At 39.0% G+C, this 18,781-nt stretch carries 22 protein-coding genes; 9 read left to right on the forward strand and 13 right to left on the reverse strand.

The window, feature by feature from the left end; all coding sequences use genetic code 11:
* Nucleotides 1-209: 209 nt before the first annotated feature.
* The 5 genes from FC748_RS10275 to FC748_RS10295 form a co-directional block, all read right to left on the reverse strand.
* The gene (locus FC748_RS10275) at nucleotides 210-1,016 is read right to left on the reverse strand and encodes a hypothetical protein (protein WP_108029690.1); all 807 of its coding nucleotides are present in this window, start codon (nucleotides 1,014-1,016) and stop codon (nucleotides 210-212) included.
* The gene (locus FC748_RS10280; protein ID WP_108029689.1) at nucleotides 1,013-2,104 is read right to left on the reverse strand and encodes an MBL fold metallo-hydrolase; all 1,092 of its coding nucleotides are present in this window, start codon (nucleotides 2,102-2,104) and stop codon (nucleotides 1,013-1,015) included. The genes FC748_RS10275 and FC748_RS10280 overlap by 4 nt, the downstream gene beginning before the upstream one ends.
* Nucleotides 2,097-3,758, reverse strand: coding sequence for an ABC transporter permease (locus tag FC748_RS10285; protein WP_024362381.1), 1,662 nt, complete (start codon nucleotides 3,756-3,758; stop codon nucleotides 2,097-2,099). Before FC748_RS10285 ends, FC748_RS10280 begins: the two co-directional genes overlap by 8 nt.
* 131 nt (nucleotides 3,759-3,889) lie before the next feature.
* On the reverse strand, nucleotides 3,890-4,921 hold the full coding sequence (locus tag FC748_RS10290; protein WP_108029688.1) for an ABC transporter substrate-binding protein: 1,032 nt from the start codon (nucleotides 4,919-4,921) through the stop codon (nucleotides 3,890-3,892).
* Nucleotides 4,918-5,883 carry an ABC transporter ATP-binding protein gene (locus tag FC748_RS10295; RefSeq protein WP_108029687.1) on the reverse strand — a complete coding sequence of 322 codons (966 nt, stop codon included), beginning with the start codon at nucleotides 5,881-5,883 and terminating at the stop codon, nucleotides 4,918-4,920. The genes FC748_RS10290 and FC748_RS10295 overlap by 4 nt, the downstream gene beginning before the upstream one ends.
* Before the next feature lie 137 nt (nucleotides 5,884-6,020).
* Between FC748_RS10295 and FC748_RS10300 the strand changes: the two genes are divergently transcribed.
* From FC748_RS10300 to modB, 6 genes are all read left to right on the forward strand, one after another.
* The gene (locus tag FC748_RS10300) at nucleotides 6,021-6,917 is read left to right on the forward strand and encodes a LysR family transcriptional regulator (RefSeq protein ID WP_024362384.1); all 897 of its coding nucleotides are present in this window, start codon (nucleotides 6,021-6,023) and stop codon (nucleotides 6,915-6,917) included.
* Between the two features lie 215 nt (nucleotides 6,918-7,132).
* Nucleotides 7,133-7,588 (forward strand): PTS sugar transporter subunit IIA, encoded by a 456-nt coding sequence (locus FC748_RS10305; protein ID WP_108029686.1) that lies wholly within the window; start codon nucleotides 7,133-7,135, stop codon nucleotides 7,586-7,588.
* Nucleotides 7,589-7,852 carry a PTS sugar transporter subunit IIB gene (locus FC748_RS10310; RefSeq protein WP_108029685.1) on the forward strand — a complete coding sequence of 88 codons (264 nt, stop codon included), beginning with the start codon at nucleotides 7,589-7,591 and terminating at the stop codon, nucleotides 7,850-7,852.
* 67 nt (nucleotides 7,853-7,919) lie between these two features.
* On the forward strand, nucleotides 7,920-9,188 hold the full coding sequence (locus FC748_RS10315) for a PTS ascorbate transporter subunit IIC (protein ID WP_024362387.1): 1,269 nt from the start codon (nucleotides 7,920-7,922) through the stop codon (nucleotides 9,186-9,188).
* A 157-nt stretch (nucleotides 9,189-9,345) separates the two neighbouring features.
* Nucleotides 9,346-10,131 carry a molybdate ABC transporter substrate-binding protein gene (gene modA, locus FC748_RS10320; RefSeq protein ID WP_108029684.1) on the forward strand — a complete coding sequence of 262 codons (786 nt, stop codon included), beginning with the start codon at nucleotides 9,346-9,348 and terminating at the stop codon, nucleotides 10,129-10,131.
* Nucleotides 10,132-10,788: a molybdate ABC transporter permease subunit gene (gene modB / locus FC748_RS10325; protein WP_024362389.1), complete on the forward strand. Its 657-nt coding sequence runs from the start codon at nucleotides 10,132-10,134 to the stop codon at nucleotides 10,786-10,788.
* 314 nt (nucleotides 10,789-11,102) lie between these two features.
* Here modB and moaD read toward each other — a convergent pair whose 3' ends face one another.
* The 5 genes from moaD to FC748_RS10350 are packed head-to-tail and all read right to left on the reverse strand — an operon-like array spanning nucleotide 11,103 to nucleotide 14,615.
* Nucleotides 11,103-11,336, reverse strand: a complete 234-nt coding sequence (gene moaD, locus FC748_RS10330; protein WP_108029683.1) for a molybdopterin converting factor subunit 1 — start codon at nucleotides 11,334-11,336, stop codon at nucleotides 11,103-11,105.
* Nucleotides 11,333-11,812 (reverse strand): molybdenum cofactor biosynthesis protein MoaE, encoded by a 480-nt coding sequence (locus FC748_RS10335; protein WP_025219008.1) that lies wholly within the window; start codon nucleotides 11,810-11,812, stop codon nucleotides 11,333-11,335. The genes moaD and FC748_RS10335 overlap by 4 nt, the downstream gene beginning before the upstream one ends.
* Entirely contained in the window at nucleotides 11,793-12,326 is a 534-nt protein-coding gene (mobB, locus tag FC748_RS10340; RefSeq protein WP_108029682.1) for a molybdopterin-guanine dinucleotide biosynthesis protein B, read from the reverse strand. The genes FC748_RS10335 and mobB overlap by 20 nt, the downstream gene beginning before the upstream one ends.
* Entirely contained in the window at nucleotides 12,296-13,585 is a 1,290-nt protein-coding gene (locus FC748_RS10345) for a molybdopterin molybdotransferase MoeA (RefSeq protein WP_108029681.1), read from the reverse strand. The genes mobB and FC748_RS10345 overlap by 31 nt, the downstream gene beginning before the upstream one ends.
* Nucleotides 13,586-13,598: 13 nt before the next feature.
* On the reverse strand, nucleotides 13,599-14,615 hold the full coding sequence (locus tag FC748_RS10350) for a thiazole biosynthesis adenylyltransferase ThiF (protein ID WP_108029680.1): 1,017 nt from the start codon (nucleotides 14,613-14,615) through the stop codon (nucleotides 13,599-13,601).
* Between the two features lie 101 nt (nucleotides 14,616-14,716).
* Between FC748_RS10350 and FC748_RS10355 the strand changes: the two genes are divergently transcribed.
* From FC748_RS10355 to moaC, 3 genes are read left to right on the forward strand one after another with little or no spacing between them, the layout of a single operon-like run.
* Nucleotides 14,717-15,211, forward strand: a complete 495-nt coding sequence (locus FC748_RS10355) for a MogA/MoaB family molybdenum cofactor biosynthesis protein (RefSeq protein ID WP_024362395.1) — start codon at nucleotides 14,717-14,719, stop codon at nucleotides 15,209-15,211.
* Nucleotides 15,208-15,798, forward strand: coding sequence for a molybdenum cofactor guanylyltransferase (mobA, locus tag FC748_RS10360; protein ID WP_024362396.1), 591 nt, complete (start codon nucleotides 15,208-15,210; stop codon nucleotides 15,796-15,798). The genes FC748_RS10355 and mobA overlap by 4 nt, the downstream gene beginning before the upstream one ends.
* Nucleotides 15,791-16,273 (forward strand): cyclic pyranopterin monophosphate synthase MoaC, encoded by a 483-nt coding sequence (moaC, locus tag FC748_RS10365; protein ID WP_024362397.1) that lies wholly within the window; start codon nucleotides 15,791-15,793, stop codon nucleotides 16,271-16,273. Before mobA ends, moaC begins: the two co-directional genes overlap by 8 nt.
* Before the next feature lie 48 nt (nucleotides 16,274-16,321).
* Here moaC and moaA read toward each other — a convergent pair whose 3' ends face one another.
* From moaA to FC748_RS10380, 3 genes are read right to left on the reverse strand one after another with little or no spacing between them, the layout of a single operon-like run.
* Nucleotides 16,322-17,338, reverse strand: a complete 1,017-nt coding sequence (moaA, locus tag FC748_RS10370; protein ID WP_108029679.1) for a GTP 3',8-cyclase MoaA — start codon at nucleotides 17,336-17,338, stop codon at nucleotides 16,322-16,324.
* On the reverse strand, nucleotides 17,339-18,157 hold the full coding sequence (gene fdhD, locus FC748_RS10375) for a formate dehydrogenase accessory sulfurtransferase FdhD (RefSeq protein ID WP_108029678.1): 819 nt from the start codon (nucleotides 18,155-18,157) through the stop codon (nucleotides 17,339-17,341).
* A 12-nt stretch (nucleotides 18,158-18,169) separates the two neighbouring features.
* Nucleotides 18,170-18,517: a Na-translocating system protein MpsC family protein gene (locus FC748_RS10380; protein ID WP_024362400.1), complete on the reverse strand. Its 348-nt coding sequence runs from the start codon at nucleotides 18,515-18,517 to the stop codon at nucleotides 18,170-18,172.
* Between the last annotated feature and the right edge of the window lie 264 nt (nucleotides 18,518-18,781).

Genomic DNA, 18,781 nt, shown 5'->3' on the forward strand with positions numbered 1-18,781 from the left:
TTCATTATCCATACTTACTTTAAAGCCGTAAATTAACAAAAAAATCCCGTGAACGTATCACGAAATTTTTTTATTATCCGTATTTAACAATATTATTGCAGGTCCTCGTTCTTCGCGGGTATTTGTACTTTGTTCCGCGGGTAAAACCTCTCACTTCGCGGGTATTTCACCTTGTTCCGCGGGTAAACCTCTCCACTCCGCGGGTATTCTTATTGCTCCATTACAAAGGCTGTTTTTCCACGTTGATCCGCACTAAGATATCCAACTGCTGCTAGCTGATCATGCCATACTTGCTCAATTACTGCAGCTTTTGTGGCGTCGTCTTCTTTAGTAGAAAGTTCTATCATAACATCCCCTTGATAATGCCAAACCTCGATATCAGCCTCATAGCCTGCATAACTTCCTTTATAGGTTGTTGCATTGGCAGGCCCATACACGATGGCTTGCGATAACGTGTTGTTATACCATGTTGCAGAATCCCAATTTAACATTTTCTTTGGAACATTATCTAAAATCATTTTTTTCGCAGCATTTTCATCCACTGCATCGAAAGAAACTTTAGTCGTTGCTTTTAACGATTCTTTGCGACTAATTGTAAATGTACGATTTCCCCCCTTAATATCCATTTCAAACTTATAGTTAGATTCATCCCCTGTAAAGCCGTGGCTTTTGGTGATTGCTAGTGCTTCGTCAAGCGGTGTATTCAGAAATCTCTTTTTATACGTAATATCGATTTTCGTGCTATCTTTATAGACACGTAAACGGTTGTTATAATCTGCATTTAAAAATTCTTGATTATTTGTATCGAAATAGTAAATCTTTACTTCATCTTTTTTCGTTGCTGCAAAAAGTTTTAAAATGGCTGATTCATTAAATAAATCCGTTCGCAAATTATATTTAATCTCATGACTAGGCTCCAATGCTGCTTTCGCTTGTACTGTATTCAATAGGCCAAGCGTGCCCAGTACCATGGTCATTACGACCATTTTCAGTGCAACTCTTTTAAAATGATTCATCCTATATCCGCCTCTTTTCCGATTAAAGTTAATAGTGTTGTTTCTTCATTTGTAAAATGGCTGTGAAAATAAATGGTTTTCTCAGCATTTATGTGCTTGGACAGGGCAATAATATCCTCATAATCCGGATGTGTTTTGTAAAAAAACTGTTTTACTTGTTGGGGTGCTAATGATTGAGTATAACTAGCTTTATTCAAATATCCTGTAAAGATAACAATTGCTGATGGACTATTTTTGAGTAGTTGCGATATTGTTGCTTCCTCTCGCTCTGGAACAAAATAAATAGCATTTTCCTCCACAGTCTTCTCTTGTAAACATTCACTTCTAAACAACGGCAATATCGGAGTAGGTACCACATTTTCAGGTGCTGCATAGTAATCTTCAAACAATGGGAACAACTGATGATCAATACACACTTTTCTTGTACTATGCGCAAAAAGATAAATTGCAATATCAGCCGTTTTGCCTGAAAAGGACGAAGGGAAAATAATCGGTCTACTAGCGTTCGTACAAATAAACTCCACTATTTGTTGCAATACTTCTTCGTTCTTAATGGTCTTTTCAACATGCCCACTATCGATAAACGCGACGTTATACTTCCCACAATCCTCATACGGAAGATTCGCCTTTAATAGATAGGAATCTAAAACATAGTCTCCCGAAAAAAATATCACCTCCCCCAAAAATCGAATGCTGTACCAAACACTTCCTATTAGATGCCCACTAAAACCCCATTGAAAAGAAAGATGCTGATTAATATGTAACCAATAACCAATCGATTCTGGTGAAAAGGTTTGAATATTTGGATAAGCGTGTTTTAATTGTTTTGCTGTCATCTCACTCATAATTAGTTGACCATTGTAACCCCACTGTTCCAGTAAAGGAAGCGCGCCGACATGATCAATATGCGAATGAGAAATAAACACAGCATCAAGTTTTGCCACATGAGCGGGAGTTAAGGTTGGCATCGTTTTTTCCCGATTATTCATGACACCACAATCAAGTAATATCGCTCGTCCGTCCTTTTCGAGATAAAAGCAATTTCGTCCGTACTCTCCAACCCCTCCTAAAATCTCTACATTAAGCACGTACATGTCCTCCCCATCTTTGAAGCCAATTTAATAGGAACATAAAAACAACGGTCATCGCGACTGTAATAACTGCAACAGCCATTCCTATCCCAACATTGCCTTGTTCAAATTGGCTGTAAATAAATGTTGCGCCTGTCTCAACTGAAGGAGGCAAAATAAGGAGACCCGCGACTAGTTCGCGCATTGAAATAATAAATGTCATCATCATACCAGCAAGTATTCCTTGCATTAGCAGGGGGATGATGATAGCTCGATACACGTCCCAACTATTGCGTCCAAAAATCGCAGCTGATTGGAAAATAGATTGATCTAGCTGTGATAGTGAGGATTTTGTATATTGCACAGCGTAGGGTAAGAACAGCACACAATAAGTCACAACAACCATCGCCTTTGTATTGTAAATGGTTGCTGGTAACCATGGGGCATTCCAAAACATAATTAAGCCGACAACAAAGACGATACCAGGAATAATATTCGGCATTAGACTAAAGAAATCTAATAGTTGTTGCTTTTTCGTTTCTCCCTTTTTAATGTAAAGGGCAATAAATAAACCAATTATCGCTGTAATCACTGCTGTAAGTATTGAAAAAACAACGCTATTTAAAAATGCCGTTAAGCCAGCGCTACCACTAGTAAAGACAGCCTGATAAGACGCTAATGTGAAATTGCCTGCACGTAAACCGTCTCCCCTTACTTTTTGTAGCGAGGTTACAATTATTGAAAAGTAAGGAATACCGATTGCAAACAATAATACAAAACCTACATAAAACCATGATCCCAATTGGATAAACCATTTATCTTTTATTTCACGTGCAGCGGGCGTTTTTCCTGAAAGTACGCTATATGTAAACTTTCGTCCGATAAGATTTTGAAAATACCAGATAATAAGACATACGGAAAGCAAAAATACAGAAAGCGATGTAGCCATTCGAATATCTACTGGCCACCTTGAAAGATAAGCATGAATTTCTGTCGTAAAAACATGAAAACCGATACGGCTTCCAAACGTAGCAGGCGTCCCGAATTCCGCTAGCGTTTTAATGAAAATTAACAATACCCCAAGAACATAACTAGAAATAAGTAACGGCAGTATTACTTGTAGCCAGTTGCGCAAAGAGCTACGTCCGAAAATAAGTGCAGCATCCAAAAAGGAACCATTTATTCTAAGCAACGTATTTTTCAGCATTAAGTATAGAAAAGGAAATAGATGTAGACTCATAACCATGACCATGCCAAATAAAGAAAAAAAGGCATCAGACAACCAAGCTGTGCCTGGCACTAGTTGCTGTAAAAATCCATTATTTTGCATAAATAATATCCATCCCATGGAACCGATATAAGGGGGTGTCATAAAAGGAATCGTTAGGACAATATCTAGCCAATCATATTTTTGTAAAGTTGTTTTCGTGCGAATGAATGCCATAGGCAATGCTAATATCGTCGTACCTAAAATAACCAATACACCTAATAATAATGAGTTGCCCAAAGTCTGCCATAATCTTTCATTAGCAAACATGCTACTAAATTGTGAAACATCAACTAGACCATCATGGACAAATGTATAATACATAATGGCTATTAATGGTGCGATCGCAAACGTTGCGACAATCGTCAATAACAAGCCAAAACTTCGTCTGCTTTCCATTATCATGTTGCGTTATTCCTTTCAAAGAGCTTTATTTTCGAAAAATTCGCAATAGTCAGTATTATAAAGTGATGACTGACCAATAGCGAATTTTACACACGCAGGATGATTGCATCATCTAGAAGGAAGCTTGCAACTTAACGAAAAATATCATTGAACTTCGTTAAAATATCAAGTTGCTTTGCTTCTGAACCTTTCCAGCTCACATTTAACTGCGGGATTTCATCCAATGTTGCGCGATCTTTTACAGCTATATCATGATTGCCAGGTAGTAGATAAGCATCTGCCACTAGTTTTTGTCCTTCATCTGAAAGTAAAAAATTCACATAGGCCTGCGCACCTTCCACATTTTTAGCATCTTTCATAATGCCTACTGCTCGCGGACTAACAACCGTTCCACTCTTCGGATAAACAATTTCTACTGGTTCCCCACTCGCTTTCGCTTTATACGCCATATAGTCAACACCTGAAATGGTTGCATTTTTATCACCTGTAATAACAGCATCCAATGCTTCCTTATTGGCTCCATTCACTTGTAGTCCATTGTTTTTCCATGCTTGGATTGTATCCCATGCCGATTTTTCCGCTTCTGTATAACCGTAAATAAAATCAACAGCAGATCCAGACAAACTTGGATCAGGAATATTTATTTTACCTTGCCACTGTGCTTTAGCTAAATCTGTCCATTCGCTTGGTATGTCTTTCGTATTTTTCGTATTGTAGGCAATGCCTAATGCCGATGCGCTATAGCCATAGTAATAGCCTTCTGCATCTGACCAATCGGGGTTCATTTTACTAGCATTTTCAGCTTCTTTGTAACTTTGTAATTGGTTGGCTTCCTTTAATCCATCCATTGATGCAATAGAAGCTAGCACAACGACATCTGCGACCGGATTATTTTTCTCTGCTTCTAAACGCGATAAAATTTTGCCCGTTGTCCCTTGGAACATCTCTACTTTCATGCCTGTTTTTTCTTCAAAAGCTTGTTGAATACTTGCTGCCAAGCCATCAGGACCAGCAGAATAGACGGTTAGTGTTTGCACTTCATTTGGCTTTGCACTGGCTGCATCATTCTTCACACTGTCAGTCGACTTAGTAGCGTTGCACCCTGCTAATGTTAATGCCACAAGAAAGCTCGCTGTTGCTAATAATTTGAAACGTTTTTTCACTGTAAACCCTCCAATTGATAGATTTGTTTAGTATCCACAAAAACTTCCAGTTGCTGTCCGTGTTCAAGCGGTACAGCTTCATAAAAGCTCCATTGCTTCCCTTCAACTTGCGCATGTACTAAATAGCGATCACCAACAAAAGTACTTTTCACAATCATTGCCTGTTTCGCAATGCTTCCAGGATAGTGTTGTCTCGATACTCCCTCTGGACGTACAATTCGATTCCCTTTACCGAACCAATTGACCTTCCCTATAAAATCCGCTACATAAGGTGTTGCTGGCGTATGATAAATTTCCTCAGGTGATCCAACCTGCGCAATTTTACCTGATTCCATCACAATTATTTGATCCGACATCGTCATAGCTTCTGTTTGATCATGTGTTACAAAAATAGCTTGGCAACCCAGTTCATGAATAATATGCATAATTTCATCCTGCATTTTTTCTCTAAGTACGGCATCTAACGCTGATAATGGTTCATCAAATAAAATTAACTTTGGATTCGTTGCCAATGCCCTTGCCAATGCAACTCGTTGTTGTTGGCCTCCCGATAATTGTCCCGGCTTACGTTTTTCATATCCTTCCATCTTCACTAACCGCATCACGTATGCTACTCGCTCTGATATTTCTTCTTTTGGCATCATTCCTTTTAAGCCGAATGCGATGTTTTGGAAAATGGTCATATGAGGCCATAATGCGAAATCTTGAAAGACCATGGCAATATTGCGTTTATTTGGTTTAACATTTTTGTGAAGCTTAGACGAATAAATAATTGTGTCATCGAATGCAATTTCACCATTTGTTGGCTTTTCAAGACCAGCTAGTATTTTCAATAATGTCGTTTTCCCACAGCCCGATTGTCCTAAAATTGTAATGAACTTACTATCTAATTCCACATTAATGGGCCATAACGCTTGTGCCTGTCCATATTTTTTCTCTAAGTTCGTTATTGAGATTTTCATGGTATCCTCCTCGTCTATCTCTACTATAGTTTCCAGATATTTAGAAAATATTAACCTACTATTAATATGTCGTTAAAAAAAGTCTAATAAACTTAAGGAAATGCAATACTTTTTCGAATTTCCTTTAGGAGGCTAAAATGAATCATCTGAAATTACAGGCATTTTGTTTACTCGTCGATTTTAAAAAATTAGCTCCTGTCGCTAAAGAGCTAGGTATTACGCCGCCTACGGTGTCCTTTCATATTCGCTCGATTGAAGAAGAGTACGGGATACGTTTGTTTCGCACAAATGCGGGTGGCTATCGTTTAACAGAAGCTGGAGAGGGGCTCTATCACTACGCAAGACAAATCGTCCAACTACAAAACGATATGAATCGTTTCATTGAAAATCTATTAGCAGGCAATATTGGCTCCATTCGATTAGGTGCAAGTGCCCTACCTGCGCATATTTATATGCCTGAAATTATTAATCAAATTTCCACTGCATATCCTGACATCCGTATATCCTTAGAGGTTAAAACAGCACCTGAAATTGAAAAAATGGTAGCCCTGCAAGAACTAGATTTTGGGTTAATTATGGAAACAAAGCAAGAAAACAAAGCATTAATCTATGAAACAATTGGTGAAGATTCGCTTGTTTTAGCTCTAAGCCCTCGTCACGAGCTGGCAGCAAAAAAGGACATCTCGCAATCCGATGTCCTTAAAAACAAAGTATTATTACATACTTCCTCTAGTTCAACCAATCATTTTATCGAAAAATGGTTGGACCCTTTCCAACCAGCATTTAATACCATTGAACTCGATTCTGTAAGTACGATAAAAAAAATGCTGACGTTTGGTAAAACCATTGCTTTTCTTTCCGTTTCCCTTATTGAGGACGAACTGCAATCTGGCTTATTAATCAAAAAAGATTTAAATGATATTACGCTAAAACGGAAAATCCAACTAGTTTACCCGCAATCTAGACTAGACAATCAAATTGATGTATTTGTCAAAAAAGTGATTTACGATTTAGCACAAAAAATCAAAACATAATCCGCTTCAAGCAATGAGTCTCACAGCTTCAACCAACTGTGAGCTCTCCCTCATCTATCTGCACAAAATAACTTTCAACTGCATCCCAATAATCACTTACTCCCTTTTTCAACATATTTACTAAAAAAATTCAGTAATCTGACATAATTACATAGCAACCATTAATAACATGGATAGAAGACATGTTGTGCTCTAACGAAAGGAGGAATGACAAGTTGCTTACCGAATTGCTTCAGAGTGAGACTATCCAAATCACAAACGAAGTAGCAAACTGGCAAGATGCTATACGCATTGCTGCATCACCACTCTTACAGCAAAACAAAATAGAAAAGCGCTATATCCAAGCCATGATCGATTCCATCGAACAACACGGTCCCTATGTTGTACTTACACCTAAAGTAGCAATTCCACATGCGCGGCCATCTGACGGGGTAAACGAATTATCAATGAGTTTATTAGTTTTACAAAAACCTGTATATTTCGGACCCGATAAACCTGTGTATGTAATCATTATTTTAGCAGCGACAGATCATACAACCCATTTACAGGCATTAGTCGATTTAACACAAGTCTTACAAGAACCTAGCCAAATCGATAACATTATCGGATGTAAGCGTGCAAAATGCGTCATGGATAAAATCAAACAATATGCAACAAAGGAGCAATTATAAATGAAAATTTTAGTCGTTTGTGGAAATGGCTTAGGCAGTAGCTTCATGATGGAACTGACTATCAAAAAAGCATTGCTAGAACTCAGCAAAGAAGCAGAGGTAACGCATACTGATTTAACATCTGCAACTTCTGAAAAGGCTGATATTTATATTGGTGCAGGAGATATCGTCGACCAACTAGATAATGGTGTGCGAAAAGTTGTGCGAATCGTCAATATGATGAGTATCCCAGAAATCAAAGGAAAACTTGCCCCACTATTGTAATGGACAATATGATGTGCAGTTGTAACGCTTACGCTGCTTTTAAAATTGGATAAGATGAGGTGTTGGTATGTTAGATGTTATGATGAATGACATTTTAGGTACACCAGCAATACTAGTCGGCCTATTTGCGCTTGTCGGCTTATTAATCCAAAAGAAATCTGCTTCAACTGTTCTTTCAGGGACGTTAAAAACTATTATGGGCTTTGTCATTTTAGGTGCCGGTGCAGCTGTTTTAATTGGTTCTTTAACTCACTTTAGCAAAATGTTCGATCATGCCTTTCAGGTACAAGGGGTTATCCCCAATAATGAAGCCATTGTTGCTGTGGCACAAACGACATTTGGCACATCCACAGCCTTGATTATGGTATTCGGGATGGTAATGAATCTTTTGCTAGCGCGATTTACGCCTTTAAAATATATTTTTTTAACTGGTCATCATACATTATTTATGGCGTGTTTAATCGCAGCTTCCCTCTCTGTTGGGGGGATGAGTGGCGCTCCTCTCATTATTTTCGGTTCTATATTGTTAGGTTTATGTATGGTGATTTTCCCTGCCATTTTACAACCTACCGTGCGTCAAATAACAGGAAATAATGACTTTGCAGTTGGGCATTTTGGCAGCATTGGCTACTATGTATCTGCTAAAATTGGTCAACTATTTGGCAACAAAGCCAAGTCGACTGAAGCAATAGCAGTGCCTAAATCACTTGGATTTTTAAGAGATACATCCGTTGCCATTTCCTTAACAATGAGCTTATTTTTCATTGTTGTCGCTTTATTCGCAGGTCGTTCTTATATTGAAGCGCAATTATCCGGGGGATCGAACTTCATAGTTTTCGCGATTATCCAAGCGATTACCTTTGCAGCGGGGGTCTATATTATCCTTGCGGGTGTTCGTATGCTGATTGCAGAAATTATTCCTGCATTTAAAGGGATTGCTGATAAGCTCGTACCAAACGCTAAACCTGCTTTAGATTGCCCGACAATTTTCCCCTTCGCACCGAATGCCGTTATAATCGGTTTCCTCTTTAGCTTTTTAGCTGGCTTATTGTCCATGTTTGCCCTGCCGCTGATCGGGCTTAAAGTTATTGTTCCTGGCCTAGTACCACATTTCTTTACAGGTGCTGCGGCAGGTGTTTTCGGTAATGCAACGGGTGGTCGTATTGGCTCCATGGCAGGTGCATTTGCTAACGGGATAATCATTAGCTTTATTCCAGCGATTCTCCTTATCTTTATGGGTGATATCGGCTACGAAGGAACAACATTTGGTGATTCTGACTTTGGCATCGTAGGCATTATTATTATTAATATTTTAAAATTATTTGGTGCGGTGTAAGCACATCACTTCATATTTAAAAACTCGTTCTAACATGCAGAACGAGTTTTTAAATTGTCAGAATTGTTCGGGTGACTGGCACGACTATCTTTTTTACTTGGCACTGATTATAATTAGTTATGTCTTGTTATAACGAGTTATAAAAGGAGTAAAATCAGTGAAAAACTTTTATCGTTTATTTGCGACACTGGCTCTACTAGTAGGTCTATTAGTAGCTTGTGGTAACCAAGAAAAAGAAGGGACTGCAAACGAACCTGTTGAATTAACAATTTCTGCGGCAGCTAGTTTACAGGATGCCTTAGAAGAACTTAAAACAACGTATGAAAAAGAACACGATTCGGTCAATATCCTCTATAACTTTGGCGGCTCTGGTGCATTGCAACAACAAATTTTACAAGGTGCACCGGTGGATTTATTCTTTTCAGCAGCGAAAGATAAATTCGACGCCCTAGTAGAAAAAGAAATGATTGAACAACAGCAAGGAACAGATCTTTTAGCTAATGAGTTAGTATTAATCGTTCCTAAAAACAACGAAAAGCAAATCCATTCCTTTGACGATTTACTTCAAGCAGGAAAAATTGCGCTTGGCACACCCGAAACGGTTCCTGCTGGGCAGTATGGCGTCGACACGTTAAAAAGCATGCAGCTTTGGGAATCACTTGCATCTAAAATGGTATATACAAAAGATGTGCGTCAAGTACTTACTTATACTGAAAGCGAAAATGTAGATGCTGGCATCGTTTATAAAACAGATGCCCTCTTCTCCGATAAAGTCGATGTCATTGCGACTGCCGATGATGCGACCCATGCACCGATTATTTATCCTGTAGGCGTCCTAAAAGCGAGTAAGCATGGACAAGAGGCAAAAGATTTTTATCAATTTTTACAAAGTGATGAGGCAATGAATATTTTCAAAAAGTATGGCTTTAAAGGAGCTCAATAAATGGGTACCGATTTTTGGTCTCCTCTTAGGCTTTCCATTGAAATTGCCTTTGTTGCTGGAATTACTGCTATTATAGTTGGTATTTTAATGGGTAAATGGATGGCAACTCGCCATTTTAAAGGCAAACTCTTGTTAGAAACGGTGTTGCTTTTACCCTTAGTATTACCTCCTACTGTAGTTGGTTTTCTGCTCATCGTTATTTTTGGAAAAAATAGTGTATTAGGAAATCTAATTATGTGGCTTTTCGATCAACCAATCATGTTCACATGGTGGGCTGCCGTCATCGCTTCTACAATTGTTGCCTTTCCATTAATGTATCAATCCGCGAAAACGGGCTTTGCCTCTGTAGATAAAGATATTGAAAATGCAGCACGTGTTGATGGGGCGAATGAATGGCAAGTCTTTGTTTGTGTATCTATTCCGCTCGCATTAAAGGCACTTGTATCTGGTGGAATTTTAAGCTTTACACGTGCTTTAGGGGAGTTTGGGGCGACCTTGATGTTTGCGGGGAACATTCCAGGAAAAACACAAACAACACCGCTAGCGATTTATATGGCACTTGATTCAGGTAACATGACGCTAGCTTGGACATGGGTTTTGTGCATGATTGCTATTTCCTTTCTAATGCTTCTTAGTATCCATTTACTAAAAGTATAAAAGAGAAAAAGTGTTGGATTGATTGCAGTCAATCCAACACTTTTTTGCTCTATCATTGATGTCTGCTATGGGTGGTCTCTTTTCGCTCAGCACAGTAAGCCACCACCCTCTGCTTGACCGCTAAATGCCCTCGTCTTACGGTTGAACAGGAGTCGCCTCTCACCGCACTCATCAACTAGTTTTAACTTCTAACCAAAATTTATAAACAGCTTTCCTCTGTTCCTTAATTTTTTTTAGTTTTGTCCCAGCTTTTTTAATAGCTGTTAACTACGGCTGATGCTCTCGTAGCGCTACTTACCGCATAGTCTCTTTCATCATCCCCCGCTAATTGGTGGGATAAAGGCGATAGTATCACCCGATTGAACAATTGTCGTATCGGTTGCAAATTCCTCATTGACTGCTGTCATTATTTGTTGTAATGATAGCTGCGGATAGTGCTTTTCTAGCCACTCTTTTAACTGAGCAACTGTGACATCTGACAGTGCTACCTTGAGTTGTGATTCACCAACTTGTTCCTGTAAGTGAGCAAATAATAAGATGTTAATCACGCTTTCCCTTCCTCCTCTTGAATAACTGGTGTTCCTTGTGGATAGGGGATATTTTCTAATTGGTCACCAATCCATTCCGTCCCGTCCTCCCAATGCTCCTTTTTCCATATTGGAACAATTTGTTTAATGCGATCAATCGCATATTCATTTGCCATATAAGCTACTTTACGATGTGGTGATGATACAGCAATAACAACAGCAATGTCTGAAATATCCAAGCGACCTACTCGATGCGTAATAGCCACTATCGCTTCTGGCCACTGCTCTTGAATTTCCTTTGCAATCTGTTCAAACATTTTTATCGCCATCGCGGGATAGGCTTGATATTCTAAATGCAATGTTTTTTTACCATTTGTAATTTCACGTACGGTGCCGATAAATAGTGTAACGGCACCAGCATTTCGATTTAGTACTTTTTGTCTTACTTGCTCGACATCAATCGGTTGGTCGATAATTTCAAACAACGCTACCGTCATGGTCTTCCCTCATTTCTTTCAACAAAAATTCCATATATTTTCTTTCTTCATAAATTGAATACGCTGGGATTGTTAAGGACGGATTGAATGGATAGCTCGGCCAATAAATAACACAAATAATATTGGTTACTTGCTGCAATAGCACTTGGTCCTGTGCTGTTCGGAGTAGTACTACTTTTGGATAATGTTCCTGTTTATATCCTTCAATCAGCACGACATCCATCGAAAAGGACGCATAGATTGCTAGAATTTCAGCCAATTGCCAGCTATTTTGGTGAATACTCATACGTAAAGTACCCTCTCCTTCCACAGCAGTCACAATCGCACCTGCCTGCTCATGCCGACTACTATCTTTGGACGTTTCGATCATTGGCGCACCACCATGTCCGTGATGCTTAATCGTTCCTACTCGTAGCCCTTCCAGTGAAGCTTGTTTAATTAATTGCTCCATCAATGTTGTCTTTCCACTATTTTGATAGCCAACTATCTGTAAGATTTTTCGAACTTGTCCCAAGGCCACTCACTTCCTTGTAAATCTTCTAACAATAAGACTGCTACGGACATGCCTCTTTCATAACCTCGTGAACCACCTGGTAAAACGATAAAAGCATTAGCTGTCGCCAACGAAGAAACGGCACTCGATTTATCAAAACCAGATGGCACAGCAACTAGCTGCCCTGTTTCGTAATAAGCTGTCGCGCGCACAAATCGTGTAAAGGGATTCGGCTTTGTAAAATCCGCCCCTAATATAGCTTGCTCTCTGCGTAAATGAGGTTGCGGATGACAATAGGCAGTGCGTATAATGGGGCGTACAAATAGTTCAAAACCAACATAGCAGGCTGAAGGATTACCAGAAAGGCCGAATAACAATTTACCATTGCAAGCAGCGACAGTTGTTACACTGCCTGGACGCATTGCTACTTTATTAAATAATACCTTTGCATCCATCGCCTGATAAATGGCCGGTAAATAATCATAATCACCTACGGAAACGCCCCCCGTTGTAATTAGAATATCTACTTCCTGCAATGCTTTTTCCACGATTTTAATACATAATGCCAAATCATCGCTAAACTTGCCAAAATATTTGACTTCTGCGCCTGCACGTTCAATTTGTGCCATCATCATATAAGCATTACTATTTCGAATTTTGCCCGGCTGTAAACATTCACCTGGCTCTAGTAATTCGCTACCCGTGGCTATCACACCAATGACCATTTTACGATAAACCGGTACTTGCTCGTAGCCAAACGTAGCGAGTAAAGCCATCACACCGGGGTTAATATATTGACCTTTGTCAATAAGGATTGTACCCTGCTGTACATCTTCCCCCTTGTAGGAAATATTAGTCCCCGCTTCAATAGAGCGTTTAATCGACATATACTTTTGTTGATTTTCTTCAAAAGTATGGGTTATTTCTAGCATAACCACCGCATCACAGCCTTGTGGTATCGGTGCCCCTGTCATAATGCGAACAGCTTGACCTTTCTCCACTACACTGTCATAGACATAGCCTGCGCCAATTTCCCCAACGACCTGAAATCGAACTGGCTGCTGTGAACAAGCGCCTTGACTATCAATGGAACGAATGGCATAGCCATCATACGGTGAACGATCAAAAGCTGGGACATCTTGATCGGCTCGAATCGCTTCTGCTATAAAGCGACCATGGGCTTGTGTTAATGGTACAAGTTCATTTTTTGCTTGAAAGGCATAGTCCATTACACGATGAACAGCTTCTGCCACAGGAATTGGTTGTCTTTTTTCTAGCATTTAGCACACTCCTTTAACCTAATAAACGATAGTAAATTGTTTTAGCTTTTTGTATATCTTGTATACCATGAATCACAACTCGCCCATCTTGAAAAATAACGATTCGATAATCGTCCGCTTGACAAGAAAGCAAATAAGGATTCATCTGAATTTCACCATAGGAACGAAGCTGATGTGCCAACTGCTCGAACTGATAGTAAATGGGCTTTGGTGGTCGAATTTGCACAGCGTCCCGTCCACAAAGTATTTGTAATTTCGTTTGATTTTCATAGGATAAGTAAGGATATGTTGGCGCATTGCCACAAGATGGACAGTCTGCCTGTCTCATTTTAGCGACATTGATTTCATAGTGTTGATTTTGCCAAACATCAAATGTTAAATAGCTTTTTCGTAGCGCTTTGTCATCTCCAACAAGCACTTTTAACACTTCAGCCACTTGATATGCGGCAACGATTTGAACCGTTGGGCTAATAATACCTACCGTATCACAAGTCATCCCTGTTTGGGGTATTGCTTTTAATAAGCAGTGCAAACAAGGTGTTTTGCCTGGCACAATCGTATAGGTTGCGCCATAACTACCGACACAAGAGCCGTACACCCACGGAATTCGATACTTTTGTGCAAGGTCATTCATTAGAAAACGCACATCAAAATTATCGGTCGCATCAACCATTACATCTACATCTTTTAGCAATGGTAGCAAAGTCTCTAAACATGCATCCATAATGGCAACATTGATTTCAACCTCTGTGTTAATTTCTTGCAGACGTTTTTTAGCTGCGATGACTTTTGGCATTTTTTCTTGGGCATCTTGCTCTGTATATAATTGTTGTCTTTGTAAATTACTCCACTCTACATAATCACGATCAATCAGTGTTAACTTGCCGATACCAGCACGTACAAGCGCTTCGGCACTAGCACTCCCCAATGCACCGACACCTATTAAAAGGGCATGTTTTTGTTGGATCGATACTTGCCCAGATTGTCCGATAGGGGTAAATAATTGTTGTCTCGAATATCTATTTTGCATACGTATAGAGCCTTTCTTTCTATGAATTTCGTTTGACCTTTTTATTTATAGCATTATAATAAAAGCAATGTTTTTTAGTAATTTTGAAGGAGGTCTTAACTGTGCATCCCACACATCATCAGCAACCCATTCAAGTTGCTCTTTTAACTGTCAGTGACACACGCACAAAGGCAAATGATCACGCTGGACAGCGTATTCAAACTTTACTTCAAGAAGCAACATTCGAAGTAGTGGACTACCAACTCACAAAGGATGAACCACGGGATATCGCTCGTTATGTGAAACAGTGGTCCAGTGATCCATCCATCAATACCATTATCGTAACGGGCGGAACAGGCTTTACACCAAGAGACCAAACTTACGATACCATTTTGCCTCTTTTCGAAAAGGAAATGATGGGATTTGGTGAGTTATTTCGAACACTTAGCTATGACGAAATTGGCCCAAGGGCAATGTTTAGTCGTGCCACTGCTGGGACTATTCAACAAACAGCCATCTATGTTTTACCTGGTTCCACAAATGCGGTATCACTAGCTATGACGAAACTTATAGTACCCACTGTTCAACATTTTGTTGGTGAGTTGAATCGTCTATGAAAATTGCAGGGATTATATTAGCAGGCGGTCAATCCTCTCGATATGGTAAACCTAAAATGTTCGAGCTGTTTGCTGGGCAGCCTTTATACAAGCATAGTCTTATCGCTTTACAAAAAAATCAGCTATCGCCTATTATTATTGCTACAAACGCACAGTTACAACATCAGTTTGAGCAGGAAAACGTCCAATGGATTATCGACAAACAGCTACATCAAGGACCACTTTTTGCTTTACATCATATCATGACAGCCTACCCTGATGTGGAATGGTTTTTTGTCGTGGCTAGCGATATGCCTTATATGAATGCTGATTTTATCAAAAAAATGGTCGGTCGAATAAGTGACGATTATGATGCAATCGTTCCTATGCAGGCGCAAAAACATCAGCCATTAGCTGCATTATTTCGACGTACAGCTTTACCTAAAGCACAACAATTAACGAAACAAAACAAACGAAGTATGAAAGTACTGTTAGAGCAACTGCGAGTTTGTTACGTCCCTTTTGATGACGATGACACAACATTTATCAATATTAATGCACAACAAGACTGGTCTCAAACAAGGAAAAAGGAGTCTAATAATGAATAATTTTACACACTGGAACGCAGAAGGTCGTCCTAAAATGGTTGATATTTCAGAAAAAGAAATCACAACACGTACAGCCATTGCGCGTAGTACAATCACGTTATCCGATGCTGTCTATGAAGCCATCCAACAAGGTGGCATTAAAAAAGGCGATCCAACACAAGTTGCCCAAATTGCAGGGATTATGGGGGCTAAAAAGACCGCTGATCTTATTCCCATGTGCCATCCTATCATGTTACAAGGCACGGATTTCCAATTTAACTATGACAAAGTAGAGAAGGGCTATGAGCTTCATATTCAAGCTACAGTCAAATGTAGTGGGAAAACTGGTGTTGAAATGGAAGCCCTCACAGCTGTGACGATCGCTGCCTTAACTTTTTATGATATGTGTAAAGCAGTTGATAAAACGATGGTCATTAAGGACACCTATCTTGTTGAAAAAACGGGTGGGAAAAGTGGCACTTTTGTGCATAAATAAACAGAAAAATTCGGCAGCACTTTGCCGATTTTTTCTGTTTTTTTCGCACTACCCCCCAATATGAGACATTTCAATTTTGGCATTTTTCCTTGTTGTCATCGTTTGTTCATTGCGTTCATCTGAGTAACGATCGTCCCTTGTTTCCCATACCTTTGATACACATTCACGGATAGCGGCATCATCTTGTCCTGTTCGTAACAGCTCTCTTAAATCTGTTCCCTCTGTTGCAAATAAACAAGTATATAAGGTCCCTTCTGCTGAGAGACGAGCACGTGAACAATCGGAACAGAAGGAATCTGTAACGGATGAAATCACACCTATTTCCCCTTGCGCATCTTGATATTGATAACGTGATGCCACTTCCCCTTTGTAATTAGGCGCTACTTGTTGTAGCGGAGAAAACTGATGAACTCGCTCAATAATATCCTGCTTCGACACAACATCCTGTAAGTTCCAACCATTCGAATTGCCCACATCCATATATTCAATAAAACGTAAAATATGCTGTTTTTCTTTAAAATATTGTGCCATTGTAACAATATCTTGGTCATTCTTTCCTTTTTGCACAACCATATTAATTTTCACTTGTAAACCTGCTTCCGCAGCCTTTTCTATGCCCTCTAACACCGTTAATACCTTACCTCGATGTCCATTCATTTCCAAAAACCGTTCATCATTCAATGAATCTAGACTAACAGAAACGCGAGTTAAGCCTGCTTGAGCCAATGCTTGTGCATATTTTTTTAATAAAGTGCCATTTGTTGTTAAAGCAATATCTTCTACACCTTCAATGCGGTGAATGCGTGCAATTAATGCTGGTAAATCACGACGAAGCAAGGGCTCTCCACCTGTAATTCGTATTTTTTTCACATTCAACGACACAAATATTTTTACTAATCGTTCAATCTCATCAAAAGTTAATATTTTATTAGACGGTAAAAATGCATAATCTGGACCAAATACTTCAGCTGGCATACAATAGCGGCAACGGAAATTACAGCGATCTGTTACAGATATTCTTAAATCTCTTAAAGGTCTATTGAATTGGTCTTGTAGATCTGGCATTTAATCTCCTTCTTTCAGTGCATTCTGATCTGGTAATAGGATGCGTCGTGGCTGTGTATAAATATTCAAAGCTTGTTGTCGGATAAAACCTACCGTTGTAATGCCGAGCTGCTCGGCTAATTGTAATGCTAAGTCCGTTGGTGCTGATTTAGATAGCACAATTTCACAGCCTATTTTGGAGACCTTTAGTAAAATTTCTGACGATAGTCGTCCGCTAAAGACGATAATTTTATCTTGCATACTGATATTGTTGCGCAGACAATAGCCGTAAATTTTATCTAACGCATTATGACGTCCAATATCCATGCGACTTAAGACAATGCCATTGACATTACATAGTGCAGCATTGTGCACACCACCCGTTTGCTTAAAAATGTCTGCACCTTCCTGCATATCATGCATTAAACGGAAGCAATACTCGGTTGTGATTTGCACATGCACATCGTCCATTTTTTTCGCCACTAATGCATCATTCGTAAAAACAAAGCCTTGTCGACTCATTCCACAACAAGAGGTAATATAGCGTTTGTTTTGCGTCTGCTGGTAATAGGGATTAACATGCTTTGTTTTAATATGCACAAAGCCTTCTTTTTCTTGGTGCCAAATTTCCTCAATATCATCAAAACTGCGAATAACTCGTTCAGAAGCTAAGTAGCCAATAACCATATCTTCCACATACTCTGGTGAACATACCATCGTGACAAATTCTTGCTGATTGATTTTTACAGTTACAGCGTATTCTGTGACGATTACATCATCCATTTCTTTTACTTGCTGTCCTTCAACGCGCATAATTTTCCTTGTGATTGCTCGTTCCATAAGGCATCCCCTTTAGACACTGATATTCTTTTCAAAAACAAAGACGGAAATTGCAAAATCCTCTTCAATTTTAATATCTGAAAATAAGTGGAGCAATTTGCTGCCCATCAATTCTTCCATACCCTCTGGCGGTGATTGTACATATAAATCTTGAATCATAGTTGTCCTTGCAGCATGCACCATTTTTAGCCCTTCTGGTGTACTGGCAATAAATTTTTCCGTTGGTGTTATATTTCCATACAAAGTAGATACAGCCATATTCTCGACAAAAACTGTATGAATACGCTCTGGACCTTTACCAAATACTTCTTTTCTTAATTTACGTATCATATCATTAAATTCATGTATTTTTTTAGACATAGCAACGATTCTCCCATCGTAATAAAACTTTTTTAGTCAATTTGATGTGACGGTCACCCTTACAGTTTGTTAATGATATAGCAACTTGAAAAAAATTAAAAGAGAAAATACTTTTTGATAACCATTATCATCTAATAATTTTTTATGATAAATATTGTTCATTTTGTAGAAAAAGGCTATAATTATTGTTATTCCAAATGGAGTTTATCTATTTTGATCCCTTTCTCACGATGTTGGAAAGTGGTTTTAATAGTTATATTCTAT

Source organism: Lysinibacillus sphaericus, from assembly GCF_005217585.1.
Lineage (GTDB): Bacteria > Bacillota > Bacilli > Bacillales_A > Planococcaceae > Lysinibacillus > Lysinibacillus sphaericus.

Excerpts from the sequence above, each read along its gene's own strand:
- FC748_RS10275 (WP_108029690.1), bottom strand. The coding sequence starts at position 1,016 with ATGAATCATTTTAAAAGAGTTGCACTGAAAATGGTCGTAATGACCATG.
- FC748_RS10285 (WP_024362381.1), bottom strand. The coding sequence starts at position 3,758 with ATGATAATGGAAAGCAGACGAAGTTTTGGCTTGTTATTGACGATTGTC.
- FC748_RS10295 (WP_108029687.1), bottom strand. The coding sequence starts at position 5,883 with ATGAAAATCTCAATAACGAACTTAGAGAAAAAATATGGACAGGCACAA.
- FC748_RS10300 (WP_024362384.1), top strand. The coding sequence starts at position 6,021 with ATGAATCATCTGAAATTACAGGCATTTTGTTTACTCGTCGATTTTAAA.
- FC748_RS10310 (WP_108029685.1), top strand. The coding sequence starts at position 7,589 with ATGAAAATTTTAGTCGTTTGTGGAAATGGCTTAGGCAGTAGCTTCATG.
- FC748_RS10315 (WP_024362387.1), top strand. The coding sequence starts at position 7,920 with ATGTTAGATGTTATGATGAATGACATTTTAGGTACACCAGCAATACTA.
- modB (WP_024362389.1), top strand. The coding sequence starts at position 10,132 with ATGGGTACCGATTTTTGGTCTCCTCTTAGGCTTTCCATTGAAATTGCC.
- FC748_RS10335 (WP_025219008.1), bottom strand. The coding sequence starts at position 11,812 with ATGACGGTAGCGTTGTTTGAAATTATCGACCAACCGATTGATGTCGAG.
- FC748_RS10345 (WP_108029681.1), bottom strand. The coding sequence starts at position 13,585 with ATGCTAGAAAAAAGACAACCAATTCCTGTGGCAGAAGCTGTTCATCGT.
- FC748_RS10350 (WP_108029680.1), bottom strand. The coding sequence starts at position 14,615 with ATGCAAAATAGATATTCGAGACAACAATTATTTACCCCTATCGGACAA.
- mobA (WP_024362396.1), top strand. The coding sequence starts at position 15,208 with ATGAAAATTGCAGGGATTATATTAGCAGGCGGTCAATCCTCTCGATAT.
- moaC (WP_024362397.1), top strand. The coding sequence starts at position 15,791 with ATGAATAATTTTACACACTGGAACGCAGAAGGTCGTCCTAAAATGGTT.
- moaA (WP_108029679.1), bottom strand. The coding sequence starts at position 17,338 with ATGCCAGATCTACAAGACCAATTCAATAGACCTTTAAGAGATTTAAGA.
- fdhD (WP_108029678.1), bottom strand. The coding sequence starts at position 18,157 with ATGGAACGAGCAATCACAAGGAAAATTATGCGCGTTGAAGGACAGCAA.
- FC748_RS10380 (WP_024362400.1), bottom strand. The coding sequence starts at position 18,517 with ATGTCTAAAAAAATACATGAATTTAATGATATGATACGTAAATTAAGA.